Origin of the sequence: Trichocoleus sp. ST-U2 (assembly GCF_039961875.1) — a bacterium.
Taxonomy (GTDB): Bacteria; Cyanobacteriota; Cyanobacteriia; order Cyanobacteriales; family FACHB-T130; genus FACHB-T130.
In genome coordinates this window covers 47,529-68,645 of sequence record NZ_JAMPJY010000002.1, presented here as the reverse complement: position 1 = coordinate 68,645, position 21,117 = coordinate 47,529, and the positions used below count along the sequence as shown (strand labels likewise).

20 protein-coding genes are annotated in these 21,117 nt (G+C 47.4%); 7 read left to right on the top strand and 13 right to left on the bottom strand.

Features of this window, described 5'->3' with window-relative positions:
- Positions 1-71: 71 nt before the first annotated feature.
- Positions 72-965: a branched-chain amino acid ABC transporter permease gene (locus NC996_RS01585; protein ID WP_190410571.1), complete on the bottom strand. Its 894-nt coding sequence runs from the start codon at positions 963-965 to the stop codon at positions 72-74.
- Between the two features lie 116 nt (positions 966-1,081).
- On the opposite strand from NC996_RS01585, the gene NC996_RS01580 reads away from it, so the two are divergent.
- The 3 genes from NC996_RS01580 to NC996_RS01570 all read left to right on the top strand — a co-directional run bounded on the left by NC996_RS01580 (position 1,082) and on the right by NC996_RS01570 (position 3,484).
- Positions 1,082-1,300, top strand: a complete 219-nt coding sequence (locus tag NC996_RS01580) for a hypothetical protein (RefSeq protein ID WP_190410570.1) — start codon at positions 1,082-1,084, stop codon at positions 1,298-1,300.
- Positions 1,301-1,407: 107 nt separating this feature from the next.
- Entirely contained in the window at positions 1,408-1,665 is a 258-nt protein-coding gene (locus NC996_RS01575; RefSeq protein ID WP_190410569.1) for a cytotoxic translational repressor of toxin-antitoxin stability system, read from the top strand.
- 232 nt (positions 1,666-1,897) lie between these two features.
- Positions 1,898-3,484, top strand: coding sequence for a glucose-6-phosphate isomerase (locus NC996_RS01570; protein ID WP_190685567.1), 1,587 nt, complete (start codon positions 1,898-1,900; stop codon positions 3,482-3,484).
- Between the two features lie 304 nt (positions 3,485-3,788).
- Here NC996_RS01570 and NC996_RS01565 read toward each other — a convergent pair whose 3' ends face one another.
- Positions 3,789-4,460: a 2OG-Fe dioxygenase family protein gene (locus tag NC996_RS01565; RefSeq protein ID WP_190410567.1), complete on the bottom strand. Its 672-nt coding sequence runs from the start codon at positions 4,458-4,460 to the stop codon at positions 3,789-3,791.
- Positions 4,461-4,680: 220 nt separating this feature from the next.
- On the bottom strand, positions 4,681-5,442 hold the full coding sequence (locus tag NC996_RS01560) for an aldolase/citrate lyase family protein (RefSeq protein ID WP_190685564.1): 762 nt from the start codon (positions 5,440-5,442) through the stop codon (positions 4,681-4,683).
- Between the two features lie 95 nt (positions 5,443-5,537).
- Between NC996_RS01560 and NC996_RS01555 the strand changes: the two genes are divergently transcribed.
- Entirely contained in the window at positions 5,538-6,203 is a 666-nt protein-coding gene (locus NC996_RS01555) for a response regulator transcription factor (protein ID WP_190410902.1), read from the top strand.
- A gap of 39 nt (positions 6,204-6,242) precedes the next feature.
- Here NC996_RS01555 and NC996_RS01550 read toward each other — a convergent pair whose 3' ends face one another.
- Entirely contained in the window at positions 6,243-6,719 is a 477-nt protein-coding gene (locus NC996_RS01550) for a low molecular weight protein-tyrosine-phosphatase (protein ID WP_190685559.1), read from the bottom strand.
- A 331-nt stretch (positions 6,720-7,050) separates the two neighbouring features.
- Between NC996_RS01550 and NC996_RS01545 the strand changes: the two genes are divergently transcribed.
- Positions 7,051-8,421, top strand: coding sequence for an SGNH/GDSL hydrolase family protein (locus tag NC996_RS01545; RefSeq protein WP_190685556.1), 1,371 nt, complete (start codon positions 7,051-7,053; stop codon positions 8,419-8,421).
- Between the two features lie 217 nt (positions 8,422-8,638).
- On the opposite strand, the gene NC996_RS01540 is transcribed toward NC996_RS01545, so the two are convergent.
- The 3 genes from NC996_RS01540 to murC form a co-directional block, all read right to left on the bottom strand.
- On the bottom strand, positions 8,639-8,977 hold the full coding sequence (locus NC996_RS01540; RefSeq protein ID WP_190530227.1) for a YbaB/EbfC family nucleoid-associated protein: 339 nt from the start codon (positions 8,975-8,977) through the stop codon (positions 8,639-8,641).
- Positions 8,978-9,050: 73 nt separating this feature from the next.
- Positions 9,051-10,031, bottom strand: a complete 981-nt coding sequence (gene murB / locus NC996_RS01535; RefSeq protein WP_190429132.1) for a UDP-N-acetylmuramate dehydrogenase — start codon at positions 10,029-10,031, stop codon at positions 9,051-9,053.
- A gap of 139 nt (positions 10,032-10,170) precedes the next feature.
- Entirely contained in the window at positions 10,171-11,712 is a 1,542-nt protein-coding gene (gene murC, locus NC996_RS01530) for a UDP-N-acetylmuramate--L-alanine ligase (RefSeq protein WP_190410561.1), read from the bottom strand.
- A 329-nt stretch (positions 11,713-12,041) separates the two neighbouring features.
- On the opposite strand from murC, the gene nadD reads away from it, so the two are divergent.
- Both nadD and NC996_RS01520 read left to right on the top strand, forming a co-directional pair.
- On the top strand, positions 12,042-12,680 hold the full coding sequence (gene nadD / locus NC996_RS01525) for a nicotinate (nicotinamide) nucleotide adenylyltransferase (protein ID WP_190436699.1): 639 nt from the start codon (positions 12,042-12,044) through the stop codon (positions 12,678-12,680).
- Between the two features lie 920 nt (positions 12,681-13,600).
- Entirely contained in the window at positions 13,601-14,614 is a 1,014-nt protein-coding gene (locus NC996_RS01520) for a type I glyceraldehyde-3-phosphate dehydrogenase (protein WP_190410558.1), read from the top strand.
- On the opposite strand, the gene thiL is transcribed toward NC996_RS01520, so the two are convergent.
- The 6 genes from thiL to NC996_RS01490 form a co-directional block, all read right to left on the bottom strand.
- Positions 14,611-15,627 (bottom strand): thiamine-phosphate kinase, encoded by a 1,017-nt coding sequence (thiL, locus tag NC996_RS01515; RefSeq protein WP_190685553.1) that lies wholly within the window; start codon positions 15,625-15,627, stop codon positions 14,611-14,613. The two genes, NC996_RS01520 and thiL, sit on opposite strands and share 4 nt — an antisense overlap.
- 250 nt (positions 15,628-15,877) lie before the next feature.
- Positions 15,878-16,720 carry an exosortase-dependent surface protein XDP2 gene (locus NC996_RS01510; protein ID WP_190685550.1) on the bottom strand — a complete coding sequence of 281 codons (843 nt, stop codon included), beginning with the start codon at positions 16,718-16,720 and terminating at the stop codon, positions 15,878-15,880.
- Positions 16,721-17,430: 710 nt separating this feature from the next.
- A complete protein-coding gene (gene nblB / locus NC996_RS01505; protein ID WP_190429129.1) occupies positions 17,431-18,096 on the bottom strand; it encodes a phycobilisome degradation protein NblB in 666 nt (221 codons plus the stop codon).
- 96 nt (positions 18,097-18,192) lie between these two features.
- Positions 18,193-18,657, bottom strand: a complete 465-nt coding sequence (locus NC996_RS01500; protein ID WP_190410554.1) for a CBS domain-containing protein — start codon at positions 18,655-18,657, stop codon at positions 18,193-18,195.
- 70 nt (positions 18,658-18,727) lie between these two features.
- Entirely contained in the window at positions 18,728-19,801 is a 1,074-nt protein-coding gene (locus tag NC996_RS01495; protein ID WP_190685548.1) for a M20/M25/M40 family metallo-hydrolase, read from the bottom strand.
- A gap of 87 nt (positions 19,802-19,888) precedes the next feature.
- A complete protein-coding gene (locus NC996_RS01490; RefSeq protein WP_190685545.1) occupies positions 19,889-21,013 on the bottom strand; it encodes an SGNH/GDSL hydrolase family protein in 1,125 nt (374 codons plus the stop codon).
- Positions 21,014-21,117 lie beyond the last annotated feature (104 nt).

Below are 21,117 nucleotides of genomic sequence, written 5' to 3'. Positions count from 1 at the left end.
GGCTTTCTTCGAGATGCTTGCCGCCCCCATTTAAAGACCCCTCAGACAACCGATTGGGCGGAATGTGCGAGTTATTTGCCAAGGGTCAGTTCCTCTTTTTTCCCTAAGATACCTTGTGGACGCCAAACCATCAGCACCATCAGGATTAAACCAATCACCATGATTCTAAATGCCCCTTCCCGCGAGGCATCCAGTTGCACCAACTGAGGTAAGTAAAAGCGAGTCAAACTATCGTAACCCCAGAAAATCACCGCCCCCAGGATTGTGCCCACGTTGTTACCCGCACCGCCCAAGACAACAATCGTCCAAGCGTAGAAAGTCGTCAGTGGCTCAAAGTTATTCGGGTAAACCGTTGTCGTCTGCCATGCCAAAAAAGCCCCAGCGACTCCGGCGATCGCGCCTCCCAGCATGAAAGATTGTAATTTGTACCAAAAGACATTTTTTCCTAATGCTTTAGGAATTTGCTCATCTTCTCGAATCGCTTTTAGCACTCGACCCCAAGGCGATCGCACCAACGTCTCCAGCAGCCAAAACGTCAACCCCAATACCAGCAGCGACAACACCATCAAACCAAGCTTATCTCCTGGTGGCAAGGCATATCCATATACCCCAAACGATCCTTGCCGGAATTCTTTGCCCATTGGCAATGGCTGATTATTGACAACTAAACGGAGCAATTCGGAAACGCCGATGGTCACGATTGCTAAGTAATCCTCGCGCAACCGTAGAGTTGATAATCCGATTAACAGTCCTAGCAGCGCTGCTAAAACAGCACCGATAGCCACCCCGAAAATTAGGGGAACCCCCTGCAAGCTCAACAACACTGTGGTGTATGCACCGACTGTCATAAAGGCAATATGCCCAAAATTTATCAGTCCGGTGAAGCCCCACTGTAAATTTAAACCCAAGCTAAACAGGGCAAAAATTGTCGTAGAAATTGTCAAAAAGATGAGATAGCCAACCATGCCACGCTTGTGAGACTCAATAAACTATAAACTCTAAGCTCTAAGCTTTAGATTGTCCAAGATCCCTCTAACAAGAAGGCTCTAGGGAATGTTACGTTGTTCGCCAGTGTTTAATTATGAATTTTCTCAGAGGTCGATTACAACGCTTAACTGCTCAGCTACCCGATTTAATCGATCAACTCGCTGATGACAACTTGGATGACGCCTGGAAAGTTCTACAACAGATTTATTATGACCTGTATATGCTCAAAGCCATCCAGGAATCGAAGCATACCGTACAGCCGGGGGAAACCCTAACCCGCGAAGAAGCTCTCCGGATGTTGCACTTCCCCTAAGTTTTCCCCTGTTCGTCGGCTGAATCAAGGGGTAAAAATCGCTTTTAGCCAAATTTCGCAGTAAAAAGAAAAAGTATCTGCCATTTGGAGTAAGAGCCAGTTGCCCTGTGAAACTAGAAGTGCGCTATGCCCGGTCTTTTCTGCGAGACCTGAAGAACTTAGAATACGCAGCTAGAGAGCGGATATATGAATTCGTCTTTGAGGAGTTCATGCGGATCGAGCGAATTACCGATTTGCCGGAACTCCGGGGAATCGGGTCTGATAGTATCTTCTACCGCTTTACGATAGATGACTATCTGATTGCGATTGAAGTGACCGGGCATCTTGTTAAATTTCTGCGGGTTCTGCCCAAACCGCGTCTTTAAGAGGTTTTCGAGTTGAAAGCCGGTCGTTGTAAGACCGAATAGAGCGGTCTAATGAATTTTCCTGGCTATCTCAGATAAATCTAGCTGTACAGGACTCTAAAGCAATTCTGAATCTCAATTTGGGGTGGGAGAATTACCCAATTAACGAATTGACAGGCTAATTCGTCAAAAGTGATGCTGAAGCTTACCTTAAACTTGTGTTGACTGGAAACACGCTTATTGAGATTTACTTATGGATGCTGCTGCACTTTGGCAACGTTACCAAGAATGGCTCTACTACCATGAGGGGTTAGACTTTTACCTCGATGTCAGCCGGATGCGGTTTGATAGTGAGTTTGTCGAGGCGATGCAGCCGAGGTTTGAGAAGGCGTTTCAGGCGATGGAGGCACTGGAGGGAGGCGCGATCGCAAACCCTGATGAAAACCGCATGGTAGGTCACTACTGGCTGCGCGACCCGGATTTAGCGCCCACTCCGGAAATCAAACAACAGATTGTCCAAACTTTAGAGCAGATTGAAGCATTTGCCCAAAAAATCCACAGCGGCGAAATTCATCCACCCAACGCTCCTAAGTTTACCGATATTGTTTCCATCGGTATCGGCGGATCGGCACTCGGTCCCCAATTTGTCGCCCAAGCGATCGCCCCAGACTTCCCGCCCCTCGCCATCCACTTCATTGACAACACCGATCCGGCGGGCATTGACCGTATCCTCTCCCAGCTCAAAGATCGGCTGAACAGCACCCTCGTCTTAGTCATCTCCAAATCAGGGGGGACGCCAGAACCCCGCAATGGCATGGTAGAAGTGCAAAAAGCCTTCGCTGAGCAGAATCTGAATTTTTCCCCTCAAGCTGTTGCCATTACCGGGGAAAGCAGCAAATTAGATCGGCAGGCAAACTCAGAAGGCTGGTTGGCAACCTTCCCAATGGAAGATTGGGTGGGAGGACGTACCTCGGAGCTGTCAGCCGTAGGATTGCTCCCAGCCGCCTTGCAGGGAATCGATATCCGCGCCATGCTTGCCGGTGCCAAAGAAATGGACACTGCCACTCGCCTGCCCCAAGTCAAGAAAAATCCAGCCGCACTACTGGCGATGAGCTGGTACTTCGCCGGAAATGGCAAGGGCGAAAAAGATATGGTGGTGTTGCCCTACAAAGACAGCCTGCTGCTATTCAGCCGCTATTTGCAACAGTTAGTCATGGAATCTTTGGGCAAAGAAAAAGACCTTGACGGAAATATCGTCTACCAAGGGATTGCTGTTTATGGCAACAAAGGCTCAACCGACCAACACGCTTACGTGCAGCAGTTGCGAGAGGGCGTCCCGAATTTCTTTCTGACTTTCATTGAAGTCTTAAAAGACCGGCAGGGTAACTCCCCCTTCGTCGAGCCGGAAGTCACATCCGGCGACTATCTCTCTGGTTTACTCCAGGGAACCCGACAAGCTTTGTATGAAAACCAGCGGGATTCTGTCACCGTGACGATTCCTCAGGTAAATCCCCGCATGGTAGGTGCCTTAATTGCTTTGTATGACCGGGCTGTTGGACTTTATGGGTTCCTGGCCAATATCAATGCTTATCACCAGCCAGGGGTAGAAGCGGGGAAAAAGGCTGCCGCCGCCATTCTCGACTTGCAAAGACGAGTTTTGCAGGCAGTACAAGAGGAAGGCGCTCCCCTTTCTTTGACTGAGTTGGCTCAGAAAGCGGGTGCCTCCGATCAAATTGAGGCAATCTACAAAATTCTGCGCCACCTTGATGCCAATCAGCGGAGCGTTGTTTTACAAGGCAATTTGGGCGAACCCAGCAGTTTGAGGGTTTCCGCCATTTAAATGGCTCTAATTATCATAAATTTGGCATTCTAGAGCGAAGACAAAGCTTCAACTCGAAGGATGCTGAATATGGCTCTAATCGAGGAAATTGAGGTCTGTCCGCTAGCTTCTGCAAATAGGGGAGTGGCTAAGTTTTACATCCCCTCAGTTTAAGTTTAAGTAGGGGCACAGCGTTGCCGTGCCCCTATGGCTAATACGAAAGTTTAGAGACTCTACCTCTCAATGCCGAGACGCTCGTGCAAGCTGCTCAAAACAGTAACTAAAAAGGCACAGCTAAAACTGAGAAATTCAATCCTTCTCCTTCTTAATTTGTCAATAAGCTGGGGCAAGTCAGAACAAATACGTCCCTTGTTCCTTCACCGTGAAATAGTGGCTGAATGGGAGTTGTATAGTGAAAAAATTCCCGATCGTTGACTAATAGCAGTTCGCCCGGATGAAGAACTTTAGAAAAAACCGGGTCATGCTTTTTGGATTTGTAGAGATGGGTTTCTCCACCTTGAATATTTTCCCGCCCTACAGAAAATATGCCGACAAAATCAGTCCCATCCCGATGAATCCCTTCAGGGGCAGGGTTTCCATAATTATCTGGCGAACAGGTCGTTCTAATTTGATGAACTCCTATTTCAACAGCTTCTGGGTCGAGTTGGCAGTAATCAATAAATGCCAAAACAAGTTTTTTGAAATCTTCAAGCTTCGTAATGGCATCATCTAGTTCGGCATACTCTCGCTTGATATCGCCGACTAATGGATTGTATTGCTTGCTTTGAAACAAGTAACCATGCGGTAGTTTGACTAAGTCATTTCCAAATACTTTGAACCGAGATAATCTTCTGAAACGATAATTATTCTTGATGTAAGGGTCAACAGGAAGATCGCTAAAGAATGGCTTAAAACCTTCTATCTTTACGGAATGGACTTTGTGTAAGGTAAACATCATGGCATAAGCCAAATCCGTCGATCCCGGTAGCGTTTGCATCGCTTTTTCTCCAGTACGCTTCGATCCCCAGTTTTCCTTCCTACTTTAGGAAGGCTATTCTTTAAGCATAAACTTAGAATTTTTAATTTGGTTGTTTATGATACAAAAATAATACAAATTTTTGATAAAGATTCCCTCCCAATGACTCAGTGAAATGTAAAAATTTAGATATAGTTTTACATATTTCTTCCTTCTCTGGGATTTTACTGAACTGGCAGCCTTAAGTTCGCACTGCTTTTACCAAAGCCTCGCACGCTCGCAGGAAAATACCGACATCCACACCGAGAGTTATGTACTGAACTCCGGCATCAATCCACTGCTTCGCTGTTTCAGGATTATCGGCAAATGTGCCCGCAGATTTCCCAGCCTTGCGAATCGTGGTAACGCATTTTTGCATCAGCTCAATTACCCGCGAGTCTTGCACTTGCCCCGGAATGCCCAAAGACTGCGACAAGTCATAAGGGCCGAGGAAAATGACATCAATGTGGGGCACGCTGACAATTTCTTCAATATTTTCGACGCCGCGAATCCCTTCGACGTGAACGACAATCAGAGATTCTTCGTTGAGCTGATTTGTAATTTGCGTCCCTGCTGCTGCGTACACGCCAGCACGGGTGTAAAATGAAAGTCCGCGCGAACCAAGAGGGCTATATTTGGCACCACGCACAACATCCGCTGCGTCGGACTGAGTTTCTATTTGAGGCACTTGGACACCGGCACTGCCGATGTCCAGTGCCCGTTGAATTTGCGGTGCGTCGTTCTTGCGGATGCGTATAATTGGTGCCAATCCCACGCAGTCGGCTGCACGGCACAGGTCTTCGGCAACCAGTGTGTTGAGGGCACCGTGTTCCATGTCAATCACGGCAAAGTCAAATCCTGCGTGTCCGCAGATTTCTATAAATGCCGGATAGGCGCAGTTGATGAACGGGCCGAGGACAACCTCACCTCGCTTGAGTTTCCGTTTCAGTTGATTTTCACGCATTGGTCAGTTTTCACCTTAAGAGGCAGAACAGTGTTCCCACTTTTAGGATGGACTTGACCTATTCTAGGGGTTATGTACGCTCTTCCTCTGTGCCCATGCCTTTGCTCATCGTGGTTGCCGATGACGATCCAGGAATTCGGCTTTCTATATGCGATTATCTGGAAATGTCTGGCTACTCAGTTATTACAGCTGAGGATGGTCAAGCAGCTCTCAGTTTAGTTGAGTCATATCATCCTCATTTGCTGGTAACAGACATTATGATGCCCCGGATGGATGGCTATGAACTGGTGCGGCGTCTCCGTCAACGCCCAGCGTTTCGTCTATTACCAGTAATTTTCTTAACGGAGCGTGCAACGACCTCAGAACGGATTCGGGGCTACCAATTAGGCTGCGATCTGTATCTGCCCAAGCCGTTTGAGTTGGATGAGTTAGGGGCAGTGATTCGCAATCTTTTAGAGCGATCGCAGATGATTCAAGTCGAATGGCGATCGCTGATTCATGCTGTTGCCACACCAGAGAAGGAAGTGGAAGCTCCTGGGCTTCCCCAACATACTCCTTCAAACTCATTCAACCTAACTCAGCGAGAACAGGAAGTTCTCGATTTACTCACTAAGGGTTTATCTAACGCCGACATCGGCAACGAGTTGCACCTCAGTCCTCGGACGGTGGAAAAGCACGTCAGCAACCTGCTGAGAAAAACGGAAACTAGCAACCGAGCCGAACTGGTGCGTTTTGCCTTAGAGCATCATCTAGTGGAATAGTCAATTGCTAATGGCTAATTATTGAATCGAATTAGCCCATTAGCGATTAGCCTGACTAACGTGTTGTAGCAGACCCTCACAGGCATCTAAAAGTAAATCGATGACTTGGTTAAACCCCTCCGGGCCACCGTAGTAGGGGTCAGGAACCTCAGTCGCAGTATGGCGGGTGCAAAAGTCACACATCAGCCGCACCTTGTCCCGATAGTGCCCTGATGGGTCAAGGGAGAGGATATCGCGGTAATTCTCCCGATCCATTGCCAGAATTAGGTCAAAGTCCTCAAAATCAGACCTTTGAAACTGCCGCGCTTGACCTTGGAGTTTAATTCCTTTGTGTCCTGCGGCTACTCCCATGCGTCGGTCCGGGGAACGACCAATGTGATAACCAGCTGTACCGGCAGAATCGCAGATGATCCGTTCCCCTAAGTTTGCTTGCTCAATTAAATGGTTCATGATGTTTTCTGCCGCAGGCGACCGGCAAATATTACCCAGGCAAACGAATAATAACTTGTAGGACATTTGATGCTAAGATGTCTAGTTTTGTACGTTTAATGATTGATACACTTCCCCATTCACAAAGTCTCTAATTCCGTGCCAGCATTAGAGGAAAGCCAATCGGTATAACTCATTAATCATAAGTGGTCATCTACCCCGGTGTTAAGTTTAGCAACGAAATTGCTGCATACTGGGATCGCAGTGGGATAACGAATGCCGGGATTGAGTTAATCTTTACTTTTGTTATTCTGCCTGACTCCACCGGCAACTCATGAAAGCGAAAGGCAAGCATTTAATCATCCCTTTTTTGCCTTTTACTTCCTTTGTTCGTTGGTCATTTGAGGTTCATTACTTGATGTTTAAAAAGTCCCGCTACAAACCTTACCAAAAACGCCGCCAGCCGCCTTCGCCCCTCATCTTACTCCTAGCTTTGCTCCTCATTTTGATTCTCTTGGAACTGCTTGCACGGGTTGCTGTGAGCGTTGCGGGCAAAAATGCTGAATTGGCAGCCTATGAAGGTGAACCGACAGAAGTTACCGCTTACCGCCTTAAATTCCTCGATCAAAACCAGCAAACCTACGGGGGTTTACCGAATTCTGGGCGTCTGGTTGCCAAACGGCGTTTATCAGTGGGATATCAGCTGGCAGGAAAACAGCAAAGCAAATTCTGGCGCATTAACGAACAGGGTTTTCGTGATGACCAGCCGGTTTCTCAAGCGAAACCCAAAGATGAAATTCGGATTTTCATTTTGGGCGGTTCTACAGCTTTTGGTCAAATGAGTTCCAATAACGCAACCACGTTTGCCCATAAGCTCGAAGGTAGTCTGAATATACGGGTAAAGCAGCAGAAAGCTTCTCCAGAGAAATTTCGCCCGGATTTCTTGCCCTACTACAAGCCAGAACGGGTGAAAGCACTCGCCTTGCCGCTACGGATTCGGGAAGGCAACTATCGTGTCATTAACGCGGCGGTTCCTGGTTATACTTCGGGGAACGAACTGGCTGGGCTTGCCCTCCAGATTTTGCCTTACCAGCCTGATGCGATTGTGGTTTTGAACGGGTATGCAGATTTAATGCTACCCAGCACTGAAAATGAAACGGATATCCCTTATATAGAAAACTTTCTGAACAATGCAGCAGGGCATCTGTGGTTTGAGCTGACTCAGGACATGAATCGCTGGCTCAATCAGACCTATTTAGTGAAAGCAACACAGTATTGGGTGTTAAAACCACAACCATCTGTGGACCAGCTGACGATGGCAGTGAGTGAGGAAAGCGTCCCTTTAGCACAACGTCTGCCAGCTAACACCACTGAGTTGGAGCGTCGGGTTAAGCGTTATCAAAATCACCAGACACAGATGGTTCGTCTGACAGCAGCGGCGCAGATTCCATTGGTTTTGGTAGTTCAGCCAGAAATCACCGGGCGTTCAGCGAATAATCTTTCTCTCAGAGAACGGGAGCTTTTAAGCGAACTCGGTTCAACCTACACCCAGCGAGTACAAGCCGGTTATGGACAAATAGACACAAAGACTGGGCAGTTACAGAGAAGTTTTCCGGAAAATGTGAAAGTGCTGAATTTTTACAAGCTTTACCGGAATTTCCCAGGTCAGGCTTTTTCAGACGCCATTCACTTGACGGATGAAGCCAATACAGTGCTGGCAGATCGGCTCTACAAAACATTTTTGGAGTTACCAAGGCTACAGATACAGCCAGCAAAGCAGCCGCAATAGGCAGAAGAGCCAGGGAGCAGAGGAGAGAAAAAGTAGTGTAGAGCCAAATTCTCCTCTATCCCTGAAGTTATTATGCGTATCTTATAAAGATTGCTAAACCTAGGAAATATTCCCGCAGTTTTGCCTGCTAGCCGTCTCTCTACGATAAGTAGGTGGCAGGCGAGAAGCCTGCCTAAGAAGAGCGGCAGATATTGATGCCTGGGAAATCCCTTAAGGGTTACAGTGGCAGGTCGAGTCCACTGGTGAGGTCTTCCATCCGCTGTCGCATTGTTGCGGTGGATTTTTCGTAGGCATCTTTCATTGCCGCTGTTACAAGTTCAGCTAGAGCATCTGCTCCCTGATTGTAGGCGTCTGCTGAAATTTCTACCCGCAGAGGTTCTTGATTGCCGCTGAGGAAAACCTTAACGCTTCCACCGCTGCTCTCTCCCCCAATCTCCATTTGCTCCAATTCTTCTTGGAGCCTTTTGGCACCTTCTTGAACCTGCTGGGCTTTTTTAAAAGCTTCGGCTAGTTCTTTCATTTTGCCTAAGCCAAAGCCAAATCCTTTCTGTGTCATAACTATTAATGCCGTATGCGATAGACTTGCAAGCCAATTTCAATCTTAGTATCCCTGGCGTCTGGCGACACCTTTAAGCAGGCTGAAACTCACCTAAGATTTTCACTTCTGGTTCTAGGCACAGAGACCAATGCTGTTCCACTTGCTGCTGAACATAGCGAATCAAATGGAAAATATCGCTAGCTTTAGCACCGCCACAGTTGAGGATAAAGTTGGCATGGCGTTGGGCGACTTGGGCACCGCCAATCTGGTAGCCTTTGAGTCCGGTTTGTTCGATCAACCAGGCAGCTTTGTGAGAATCGGGATTGCGGAAAACGCTGCCGCAACTTGGCAAATGGTAGGGTTGAGTGGTTCGCCGTTGCTCTAGATGTTTGGCAGTTGTTGCCATAACTTGAGCTGGGTCGGCTCCCGGTTGGAGTTGGAAGGTTGCCTGTGTCACCAAGCGATCGCCTCCTTGCAGAATTGAGGTGCGGTAGGCAAATCCCAGTTGTTGTGGTGTCAAAATCTCAGCTTTTCCGCTGGGTGAGAGGGCTTGGACGTTGACTAAAATATCAGCGGTACAGCTGGTGTGAGCGCCTGCATTCATCACCACTGCGCCGCCGACTGTACCGGGGATGCCAACAGCCCATTCCAACCCTTGCCAACCGCGTTCTGCTGCCTGCCATGCGAGGCGGGCGATGGGTTCTCCGGCACCTGCACTCACCTGACCCGTTTCGGGGTCGAAGCTGGTGTGGCGGAGATGGCGAGTACAGATGGCTAAACCGGGAAGACCTTTATCGCTCACCAGTAAGTTTGAACCGGCTCCCAAGAGGGTGATCGACAATTCTTGATACCGCGCCCACTCAAAACTAGCTTGCAGTTCTTCGGTACGGCGAGGAGCTACATACCATTCGGCTGGTCCTCCCACTCGAAAAGAGGTCAGGCTGGAGAGGGGAGCTTGCGATCGCACAATACAATCGGTTCCTGGTAGGTAAAGCGGGGAAGAAGACTTGGTGGATTTTTTCTGGGGGGAAGAAGCGTTTACAACGCTGGCTGGATCATAAGAGAGAGTCATATCAATTCACAAATTTGAATGCCGAGACAGCTGAGGCCACAACATGAGTTTTGAGTAATTTTGAGTGAATCTGTTAGCTGGGAACTTCTTTACTCATAAGTACGACTTCAATGCAGCTAACGGATTCAGTCATCACCGATTACTTGAGACTGGCTTCGTCAGTTTTTTGATAGAACGCCATGACCTCAGGAATAATCTGATTTAGATTCCCCGCCCCCAAAAACAGAGCCAAATCGCCCGGTCGAAGGGTATCTGTAAGTAACTTACAGATGGATGGGAGAGACGGTTGGTAATGCACGTTCGGATGATTACCCGCCACTAATTCCGCGACTTGTTCACCGCTAATCTGCCCCAAATTAGGTTCTCCGGCGCTATAAATATCGCTGAGAATCACAATATCGGCATCTTTAAAAGATTGAGCAAATTCCGGTAAAAAAGCGAGCGTCCGGCTGTAGCGGTGTGGTTGGAAAATAGCGACAAGCCTTCGCGGCGGCAACACTTGCAAGCGAGCTGCTGACAGGGTTGCCAGAAGTTCGCTGGGATGGTGGGCATAATCATCCACAAAGTAGATGCCATTACGCTCGCCCCGCAGCTCAAATCGGCGGCGGGCACCCTCGAAGGTCGCGATCGCCTCTGCAATTACCTCAAAATCCATCCCCAGCTGACGACCCACAGCCACGGCTGCTAGGGCATTGCTGAGATTGTGCTTGCCTAGCAACTTTAAGGAGAGCTTCCCCAGAATTTCTCCCCGTTCCCAAACTTGTGCCTCTGTGCCATCCGCCCGATAATCCACCCGATCGACCGTATAATCAGCCCCAGAATCTCGCTGCAAGCTATAGCTGATTGCGGGTTGCAGAGAATCTCTAACTACAGCACAATCAATGCACCCCACCAAGGTTTTACAGCGTTTAGCGAATATCTGGAAGGTGCTAATCACCTCTTCGAGCGATTCATAGTGATCTGGATGATCCAGTTCAATATTTGTAATCACACCAATTGCGGCTGAGAGTCTCGATAACGACCCATCTGATTCATCCGCTTCCGCGACTAGATAGGGACCGTCTCCTAACCGTGCGTTGCCTCCCCAGGCATTCACTTCACCGCCTACCACGATTGTTGGGTCTAATCCTGCTTGTAGCAGTAAATACCCAATCAAACTGCTAGTTGTAGTTTTCCCATGAGTACCAGCGACAGCAATACTTTGGTAATCCTGAATCAAAGCTGCTAATAAATCAGAACGATGAAAAATCGGACAGCCTAATTCAATAGCTGCCCGATATTCAGAGTTTGCCGGATTGATTGCAGTTGAACAAATCACTTGGGGCAGAGCCATTGCCCTTAGGTTCGTAGATGACCCTCGATTACTCGACCGAGTTGCTCCAGTTTCTACAGGTTCCCTGGAGGGTTCCAGGCGATCGCTTATACCAATGACTGCCGTTGGTAATGCTTCGTAGGCTGAGTCCTCGGTTGGTTGAAAAAATTCCAAGTTTGCGGCGTCTTGACTTCCAAAAACATGAGTGCCAACGGCCTGCAAACGTTTAGTAATATGGCTGGAATGAATATCCGATCCAGATACAGGCAGCTTACGCTTGGCTAGAACGTAGGCGAGAGCTGACATTCCAATTCCACCAATGCCGATGAAATGAAACGGCCTCCCGGTAAAATCAACAGTATTCGGCATCTTAGCTCCTTACACACCACACCACACCAGGCTGCACGGATAACACGCGCTATCATATCAAGAATTGATTTTTCTTGATACAACCTTGCCAAGATTTACAGCACAATCCCAGAGCGCGATCGCAGAATCCGCTTTCGGTCGCTATAACTGCACTTTAGGTCATTCCTAAATAGAGCGGCTTCTATCATGGGATGGTTTTTATCTTTACACGTCAAAATGCATTTCAGTCCGGAAACTTCCTGCAAAGACTAACACCAAGACAGTAGCAGATCATCCGCATTTTTACTGCTTAACCTAGAGAATAGGAAACAAGCCACAACGGATCTTGTATGCAAAACTTGGGAATTTTGGGTGGAACCTTTGATCCCATTCACTGTGGACACCTGTTGATGGCGGAAACTGCTTTATCTCAAGCGGCTCTAAACCAGGTCATTTGGGTACCGAGTCGCTGTCCTGCCTACAAAGTGGCGGTGGAATTTGAGCATCGCGCTCAAATGGTGCAACAAGCGATCGCAGACCATCCAAACTTTGTTTTCTCGCCTCTAGAGACAAATTGCACCCGTCCAGATTATGCCATTAATACCCTTTTAGACCTCCAGATTCTCTACCCGAATAGCCGCTGGCACTGGATTATTGGCACGGACGCCTTCAAAACCTTACCTCGTTGGCATCGACGGCAGGAACTTGTACCCGCTTGTGAATGGTTGGTGGCACCGCGTCCAGAAGAACTGCCGATCCCGGTGGATGATAACCGAGAAAATTTGCTCTGCCAGCAGATTGTTCAACAGCTTGTCGCCCAAGAGTTGACGATTCGCTGGCAGTTGTTGAAAATGCCGAAAGTGGGCATTTCATCAAGTTTGATTCGCCACTATTGTCGCCAAAAACACTCGATTCGTTATTTAGTCCCAGAAGCTGTCAGAGTATATATTTCCATCCACAACCTCTACGGAGGCGAGATTTTAAATTAATTTGGAATTAAAATAATGATTCAAAATTACGAGCCGTTTTAATTTTGAATCATTATTTTAATGATTCTTGAATGCTTCAGAACGTCCCGATTCAGGCAGAGCATTCCCTTTCTCAAACAACGCTAATAGGTAATTTGGCTGGGGTTGAATGGCTTCATCATAGTTAGCGAGTGGGCGATCGCTTCTTGATACTGTCCTTTACTAAGCGTGTAGCCTCGTAAATACCAGGCGATGAAGTCGTCTCCGCTTAAGTTTCAGCACTTGGTCAAAAGCTGGTAGCGCTTCTTTGTACTTAACCTAGCCTCCGTAACTCGCAAGCGAGGTTAAACAACTCAATCAGTGCTTTTAACTTAAGCAACCAGTTTCGGGGTAGATATGGAACAACCAGTTAGACTAGGCGCTGGAATGAGATCGAGTACCCTAAAACTTGCGATTTCTGTAGTTCTCAGAGTACCTAATGCTACTACTGTCAAAAAATTGAAATTCTTCGCTTTATGCTTTTAGGCACTATTCGTACCAAACAATAGCCACAAGTTTTTACAGGGATTAATAATAAGAAAATAGATTTAATTAGCAATTAAATCGTCTAAATCGGAGAAAAAACCAATAAAATAATTATCTAGGCCAAAATTCAGCTCGCAAAAGCCTCAAAATAGGTTCACTTCCGCTTCGACTCGCGCCCCTTCCCATAGCCTCTAGCGGTAGAAGTTGTGCCACGCTGGAAACGAGCACGTCAGCGATCGCGCGGTTTCTCTAGATTTTGTCCTTTTTCCAGTCAAGCAAAGATTCGTTTCGATCCACAACGGATTCGATTTAGGAGAATCGCTGCAAACCACTAGGTAGAATTGTTCAGCCTTTGCGATATGATTGGGGTCATTAACAGGAAATTCTGTAGGTCACAAGACAGAGGGCAAGACGCTGTGATTAGAGTAGCGATCAACGGTTTTGGACGCATCGGACGTAACTTTATGCGATGCTGGCTGGGTCGGGAAAATAGCCATATAGAAGTCGTCGCGATCAATGACACTTCTGACCCAAGAACCAACTCCCACTTGCTGAAATATGATTCCATGCTTGGGAAGTTTAACGCTGATATCAGTTACGATGACAACTCCATCACTGTTAACGGCAAAACGGTTAAATGCACATCGGATCGCAACCCAGAAAACTTGCCCTGGAAAGATTGGGACATTGACCTGATTATCGAATCAACTGGCGTCTTTACCAGCAAGGAAGGGGCATCCAAGCATATCAAGGCTGGAGCGAAGAAAGTTCTGATTACCGCTCCCGGTAAAAACGATGACGGCACCTTTGTGGTAGGCGTCAACGATAAAGACTATGACCACGACAAGCACGTTGTGATCAGCAATGCCAGCTGCACCACCAACTGCCTAGCGCCTGTTGCCAAAGTGCTGCACGAAAACTTCGGCATTATTAAAGGCACGATGACCACCACCCACAGCTATACCGGCGACCAGCGCTTACTGGATGCTTCTCACCGGGATTTGCGGCGGGCACGGGCAGCAGCGCTCAACATTGTTCCCACTTCAACGGGTGCTGCCAAAGCAGTAGCTTTGGTGTTGCCAGAGCTGAAGGGCAAGCTGAATGGAATTGCTTTGCGGGTGCCTACTCCAAACGTTTCCGTAGTGGATTTGGTGATTCAAGTCGAGAAGCAAACCTTCGCGGATGAAGTGAACCAAGCGCTGAAAGCTGCTGCTGAAGGCCCTATGCAAGGCGTTCTGGAATATAACGAACTGGAGCTAGTCTCCAGCGATTATCGGGGTACCGATGCTTCTTCCATTGTGGACGCTAGTCTAACGATGGTTATGGGCGGAGACCTGGTTAAAGTTGTCTCTTGGTACGACAACGAGTGGGGTTACTCTCAGCGGGTTGTAGACTTGGCTGAACTGGTGGGTCAGAAGTGGAAAGCTTAAAAATGCTGAAAGCTTTGGCTTAGGGTGAGTTGTTGGTCGGGATAGACGCCGGTAGAGTCTCCTAACAAGACGTTTGAGCCGATAGTAATTTTCCCGACCACAGCAGCTCCTTTGCCCAGTCGTTTGATTAACGCCTGGGCTTTTTCTAACGGTAAGCACAGCACCAGTTCAAAATCTTCACCACCGTATAAGGCCCAATTCAGAGCTTGCTCGGCAGGCACGAGCTGAGTTAGGGCATGAGGAAGGGGAATTGCGCTGCGCTCGATATAGGCACCCACTTGGCTGCACCGGCAGATTTGCACAATGGCGTCTGCTAAACCGTCGCTGCTGTCCATGCCAGCCACTGAAATTTGAGATTTTAGATTTTGGATGTGGGATGGAAAATCTAAAATTTCCCACAAAAGCGGCAACACATCTAGCCTAGGTTTGGGACGCTGGTGAGCTTCGATTAAAGATGCCTTGTCAGTTTCACTGAGGCGTTGACCAAACTCTGGGTGAAGCAGTAATTCTAGACCAGCTCGTGAGGTTCCGTGAACGCCAGTGACGACAATGGCATCCCCTACCTGAGCATTTGAGCGCCGAAGGATCTGAGTTGGGGAAGCTTGACCAAAGGCGGTAATCGCGACGGTAATCACCGATGAGCGGCAAATATCGCCGCCGACGATCGCTGTATTGTATTGTTGCAGGCATTCGGTGAGTCCCTGATAGAGTCGCTCAACCCAGGTGACAGGTGTATCACCCGTGACGCTCAAACCTACAGTAATGCCCAGAGGCAGTGCCCCCATTGCGGCTAGATCGGATAAATTGGCAGCAGCAGCACGCCAGCCAGCGTCTTCTGGGGCAGTGGTGCGATCGCTAAAATGAGTTCCATCTACCAGTAAATCGGTTGTCACTACCAATTCTTGACCAGGCTGAAGGGTCATCACCGCCGCATCATCCCCCACAACTTCCGGCGGACAAAAGCGCTGCAATCGTTCTAATAAACCTTGTTCTCCAATATCTCGAATTTTCATGCATCTAAACTATTCAGTGTCTGATAGTTTAGCGGCTAGAAGAAACGCGATCGCTAAAATCGACTCATCCAGCAACATATCTGTCGTAGCTACCAGCAATTGTCCAAGCTCAGTCTCAAGATGACATTATCTGGCGTTTGGCAGTCTACCTCACCCGCAATCTTTTCTAAATTGGCAAAAAATCGGGACTAGAAGCCTTGTTCAGCATCTAATCCCGATTAATATATGCATTGTTTAAAACAATGGAGAATTAGGACTTAGCAGCTTGACGGCGGCGGCGAGAAACCACTAAAGCACCTGCTACCATTCCTAAACCTGCAAGGCTTGCTGGTTCAGGCACGCTCACGTTTTGAGCGAATACCTTATAGTCAGGCCCGTTAAAGCCCTTGTGGCTTGTCAACCGGAGACCCATAGCCTTCTTTGACGCCTTCAGACCATAAGAACCAACTTCTTGAATTTCGTGGTCGGTTCCTTCGATTTCTTTGGTGGCGATACTGTAGCCAGTCTTAGTCCACATATATCTGGTAATCGTGAACGTTTCTAGCACTTTTCCATATTTATCCAGAGACTCAACCAATAGATCGCTGTTCCCAGGGCCTAGATCTTCTACCTTAGGATCTTTTGTAAAAGGGTTGCCTCTTTCAAAGAAGAAGAATGTGTCGGTTGCCTTCCCGAAGAAAACATCGATTATAGATGTTCCATAGTCGTCTTCAGTGTCAATGATGCTGTTGAGATTCAGGTTGCCTAAGCTAGCAACGATATCAGCAGCAGTCGGGTTTTCCTTTTTGGGGCCTTCTGGCAGGTATGAATCGCTGACAGTATCAACGCCGTGGTCGGAACTGCCTGGACCAGTTTTTTTCAGCTCATTTTTGACAATTTTGGCACCTGTAACCAGCGAGAAGTCTTTGACGACCTCGAGTGTAGGTTTAATAGTAACTGCTTCTAGCTTGATATCCTTCTTGGGGTCAGCAGGATTTGGAGAAAAGGTGGTGTCGAACGTGAATGGAGCGAAAGCCTGAGCTGAAGTCGCAGAAAAAGCTAGAAGGCTGCCAGCCAATAAGCTCATGAAGGCTGAAGTCTGTTGAAGTTTCATCTGGTTCACCTTAATTGATCCGAAGTTCAAGATTTTTAATGTCCGCATATTTAGGGATTGAGCCGTGTTGCTATTTTTTTGTTGAACCTAGTAGTTTGCTTGAGTGATACGGATGAGTGCGTTGAAAACTACTTAAGCACCTGATGAACGAAGACCAATTACCTAAGAGATGACTCTAACTTTTAGTAGCAAACTCAGAAGACCGCGTAAATATGCTTGGCTTTGTTCTTCCTAATATAGGGAATCATTCGAGGGGATAGCAATCATTCGGACGTATCTTTACTGACTCTTTAACATCAGCCGTAGTTTCTCCAAAAACTTGTAAAGTTGGTGTGAAGTAAGGCTTTAGAAGCGCGAATATATATGTATCCGGATTTTTAACGATTAAATAAAAACAATTTTTGGAATTTCCGGGAAAATACGGTTTACTAATTTCATACCATTTAAAAATAAATTAAACATACGAAGAAACACTGAGACGTTAAAAATTTAAGTGCGGAAAATACTGAAAAATTAACTTTTAAACTTGCTAAAGCTAATAGTTATTACGAGAAAATACTTAAAAAATAAATGTGAAAACGGGCAAAGCCCTTTCCACGTTGGGGATAAACCCCTAGTTAAAGAAAGGAATGCTTCGCCCGTTTAATTTCCAGCCAAAAAAACGGATTGTATCAGACTATGGTAATTTTAGAGATACTTTAACCAGTTGTTTAAGCGGATTTTAAACAATTTTGTGCTTCCTGGGCTACTTGCTCGACTTCATCATTCGCTAAAGCTTCTAATGTTGAGCGTGCTTCTGCTCCACCTAGACGCTTGAGTGCTTGTACGACCCGGTAGCGAATCTGCCAATCCGAATGGGTGGAGTACGGAACAATCAGGGGAACTGCACGCGGATCTCCCAGTTCTCCCAGTGAAGAGATAGCAGCAGTTTGGACTAATTCGTTCCCAGAGGTAAGGGCTTCTTCTAGTAGTTCAAACCCTCTGCTGTCGCCCATTTCTCCCAAAGCAGCAACAATGCTGAACTTAACGAGCCACTCTGGGGTTTGGTTGTAAACTTGCTGCAAGTCCTCAAAAGCTTCTTTTAACTGTAGCGCTCCCAAAGCATCAGCAGCGGCAGCTTGGACATCTGCTTCCGAGTCATTGAATAAGCGATCGCGCAAAACACTCAAAGATGTTTGTAAATCTTCTTGTCCCAGAGTATCCATCTGGCTGACTGCGGCATATCTAACGCGGGTGTTGCTGTCTGTCACAGCGGGTTGCACCAGCTCAAACGCGATCGCCCTTTCCAGCTGGCGCAGCTGGTTAATGCCGCGAATGCGATCGCCAAAATTTTCTGAACCCAGTAATTCTTTAACAGACTCAGGGGTAATGCTCATTATTATTTGATTATTGATTAGTTTTCAGTTGTCACTCGTTATGAGTCATTAGTCATGAGTCCTTTGCAGCAAACTCCCAATGACTAATGACCAAGATTAATCCACCTCAGATGCCATTGCCCGCACAATATCCCCACGGGTGAGGATACCAATCACCTGAGCATTTTTATCAATCACCGGCAAGCGGCGAACATTTCGCTCGTGCATCAGCGCCGCAGCTTCCCGTAAAGGTTTCTCGGCTGTAATGGTAATGGCATCGTGGGTCATTACTTCCCCAACCGTTTGCCCCAGAGACTTGTGCAGGTCTCGTTCAAAGGTGGCTGGATTTTGCAGGTAAATCACGCTGTCTAGAAACATGATGTAAGCCGGGGGAGTCACCCCTTTTTCTTGCCACATCAAGTCAGTTTCCGAGATAACGCCCACTAATTTGCCAGTTTGTTCGACTACTGGCAGACCGCTGATGTGTCGTTCTGCCAAGATTTGGATGGCCTCCTTGAGAGGCGTTTCAGGCCGTACCACGATAGGGTCGCGGCTCATAACATCGGCTACAGTTTTGGGCATACAAGGCTTAACTGCTGTCACAGGATAACTGGCTTAATTGTAAGGAATTGCAGGGATCAATTGTCCTTTGTCAGTTATCAGTTGCTGTTGACGAATCGCTAAAGTCGGTTTCGCAGTAGGCGCGGAGGATATGCGTACAGTTTGCGATCGCGCCTAAATGGGCAATCTCATAGCCGTGCGTGTTTTGCGTCGGAAACGCCAGACACGCAGCACGGGCGACATGACCGAACTTCATCGCAATTGAGCCATCGCTGCCAAAACCGCTCAACGTCGCCAATTGCACGGGGATCTTCAGATTCTTCGCAACTTGCCGCAACTGACGATTTAAGGCTTCATCGTATATTCCATAGCCATCTTGGGAAAGCAACACCGGCGCATTCCCATCAGCGATCGGGTATTCCGGAGCCAAAGGACAGATTTCCAGCGCAATCAAAGCATCCACACGCTGCTTCTGAGTAAAGTACATTGCGCCAATTGCGCCGACTTCCTCTTTCGCAGACGCCACCAGATAAATATCAACTGGGGGCTGTTTTACGGTTTCAGCCAGCGCTAACAAAATTGCGACAGACGCCTTATTATCCAGCGTGTAACTGGCAATCCAATCCTTCAACCGCACCGGACGCTTACGATGCTTCCCGACTACCATTCGGGTTCCCGGTCGAATTCCCGCTATTTCTAATTCTTCGGAGGTGCATTTGGTTTCCACCCAAGCGTCTTCCCAGCGCACTGGTTTGTCTTCCTGCTGGGATTTTTGGGGAGATTCGTGGGAAATGTGGCGCGATCCAAAAGATAGAATCCCGGTAATGGTTTGCTCATCTCCCAGTAAATCTACAGCGCCCTCGCCATAAACCCACGGAAACGCGCCTCCCAGCCTGCGGACTTCCACCCGTCCCTCGTCGCCGACTTGTTTGACAATTCCGCCAATTTCGTCTTTATGGGCGGTGATAGCGATGCCTCTGTCTTGCTTTTGTCCGGCAATTTTCGCAATGATATTCCCGGCATTATCCTGCCAAACTTCGACCCCTAGCGCTTTAAATCGACTCATCAACAATTGGTCAATTTCTTCTTCCGCACCGCTAGGAGAATGATGCAGCACTAATTCTTCAATGGTGTTAAACAGATTGTCGTAATCCAACAAAGCCATGCCTAAAAGTATGAAGTGTGAAATATCAAGGATGAACGGTGAAATTTAGCCTGAATACGAACCTGTTCATCCTTGAGTCTTCATCCTTTATACTTCAGTCTTGATTGAGCTGGCTTTCGTCTGTTGGCGTTTCAGCACCAAACCCGCGCCTAAAGCACCAAACGCTAATATACCGAACGTAGAAGCCGGTTCGGGAACGCTTTCCTGGGAGTCGGACACCAGCGCAGGCGTCAACGTTGCAGAGGCGGATTGTCTCAATAGCTGATTATTACTAGCGATCGCAGATGCCTGAGTCTGTTGCCCTAGCACTGAAAAGGCATATTTTCCTAATATCTTATGAGCAGTCGTCGTCGGATGGATGTTATCCCAGAACAAAAACTTGTCTGCATTAACAGCACAGGCAATTAATTTGTCTAAACAAGCCTCAGTAACATTTCCTAAACCAAATTCCTTTGGATTAGCGATGACCCGATCGAAGAGAGAATTAACATCAAGGGAGATAATATTGATGCTGTCACCTAGGTTCTGGCTCAAACCATTGAGGCTTGCAGCTAAGCCGGAGTTATGAGTCGCCGTCAAGACACTGAGGTTGGCTGAATTCGAGCTTGTCCGGGTGTCCGGAAGTTCCCCCAAATCTGGCAAGTTGACCACCATGATATTTTTAGCGCCGAATGTAGCAAGCGACGTTACTGCTGTCGATAAATTTCCGACTGGTATAGCAGCATTGGTTACGCCACCACCGATGTAGTCATTGCCACCCGCCCATACGATGTATAATGCATCCGGATTAGCCGATAAATTGGCTTTTTTGAAGTTATTAATCTGCTGCTGCAAGCCTGGTAAATTCAGCACTACGCTAGGAACGATATCGTTCAAGACGTTACTGTTTCCCGTAGTTGCACCACCGTAAGCCAGATTAATATTTGAATTGGAAGTTAATCCTAAATATTGGGCGAGATAGTCTACCCAAACTGGACCATTGGAAAAACGTCCATCAGAGTAAACCGGGCTTGGCGGAATATATCCTTTCGTAGCATCAAACAGATTTCCATCATCTGAAAGGCTGTCACCAAAAACATAAATTTCATTAAAATTCTGAGGCGATAAGCTTGCTGCTTTTACTGCTGTTGGCAACCCAGCGATCGCGCTGAGGGGTAACGCACTCACAAGAAATACTGCCCTCAGGCTAGAAAACACTCTTTGGAAGGACATTGTGTTTTTTCTGTAGTCAGGCTAGCGAATAAGTTTATTTGTCAGTTAGTCTTTTACTAAATTGCTATTTGACAGCTAAAAACTTTTCCCTCTAAAGATACATT

Excerpts from the sequence above, each read along its gene's own strand:
- NC996_RS01545 (WP_190685556.1), top strand. The coding sequence starts at position 7,051 with ATGTTTAAAAAGTCCCGCTACAAACCTTACCAAAAACGCCGCCAGCCG.
- nadD (WP_190436699.1), top strand. The coding sequence starts at position 12,042 with ATGCAAAACTTGGGAATTTTGGGTGGAACCTTTGATCCCATTCACTGT.
- NC996_RS01490 (WP_190685545.1), bottom strand. The coding sequence starts at position 21,013 with ATGTCCTTCCAAAGAGTGTTTTCTAGCCTGAGGGCAGTATTTCTTGTG.
- murB (WP_190429132.1), bottom strand. The coding sequence starts at position 10,031 with ATGACTCTCTCTTATGATCCAGCCAGCGTTGTAAACGCTTCTTCCCCC.
- NC996_RS01570 (WP_190685567.1), top strand. The coding sequence starts at position 1,898 with ATGGATGCTGCTGCACTTTGGCAACGTTACCAAGAATGGCTCTACTAC.
- NC996_RS01510 (WP_190685550.1), bottom strand. The coding sequence starts at position 16,720 with ATGAAACTTCAACAGACTTCAGCCTTCATGAGCTTATTGGCTGGCAGC.
- murC (WP_190410561.1), bottom strand. The coding sequence starts at position 11,712 with ATGCCGAATACTGTTGATTTTACCGGGAGGCCGTTTCATTTCATCGGC.
- NC996_RS01540 (WP_190530227.1), bottom strand. The coding sequence starts at position 8,977 with ATGACACAGAAAGGATTTGGCTTTGGCTTAGGCAAAATGAAAGAACTA.
- NC996_RS01550 (WP_190685559.1), bottom strand. The coding sequence starts at position 6,719 with ATGTCCTACAAGTTATTATTCGTTTGCCTGGGTAATATTTGCCGGTCG.
- NC996_RS01495 (WP_190685548.1), bottom strand. The coding sequence starts at position 19,801 with ATGGCTTTGTTGGATTACGACAATCTGTTTAACACCATTGAAGAATTA.
- NC996_RS01555 (WP_190410902.1), top strand. The coding sequence starts at position 5,538 with ATGCCTTTGCTCATCGTGGTTGCCGATGACGATCCAGGAATTCGGCTT.
- NC996_RS01565 (WP_190410567.1), bottom strand. The coding sequence starts at position 4,460 with ATGCAAACGCTACCGGGATCGACGGATTTGGCTTATGCCATGATGTTT.
- nblB (WP_190429129.1), bottom strand. The coding sequence starts at position 18,096 with ATGAGCATTACCCCTGAGTCTGTTAAAGAATTACTGGGTTCAGAAAAT.
- thiL (WP_190685553.1), bottom strand. The coding sequence starts at position 15,627 with ATGAAAATTCGAGATATTGGAGAACAAGGTTTATTAGAACGATTGCAG.
- NC996_RS01585 (WP_190410571.1), bottom strand. The coding sequence starts at position 965 with ATGGTTGGCTATCTCATCTTTTTGACAATTTCTACGACAATTTTTGCC.
- NC996_RS01500 (WP_190410554.1), bottom strand. The coding sequence starts at position 18,657 with ATGCCCAAAACTGTAGCCGATGTTATGAGCCGCGACCCTATCGTGGTA.
- NC996_RS01560 (WP_190685564.1), bottom strand. The coding sequence starts at position 5,442 with ATGCGTGAAAATCAACTGAAACGGAAACTCAAGCGAGGTGAGGTTGTC.
- NC996_RS01580 (WP_190410570.1), top strand. The coding sequence starts at position 1,082 with ATGAATTTTCTCAGAGGTCGATTACAACGCTTAACTGCTCAGCTACCC.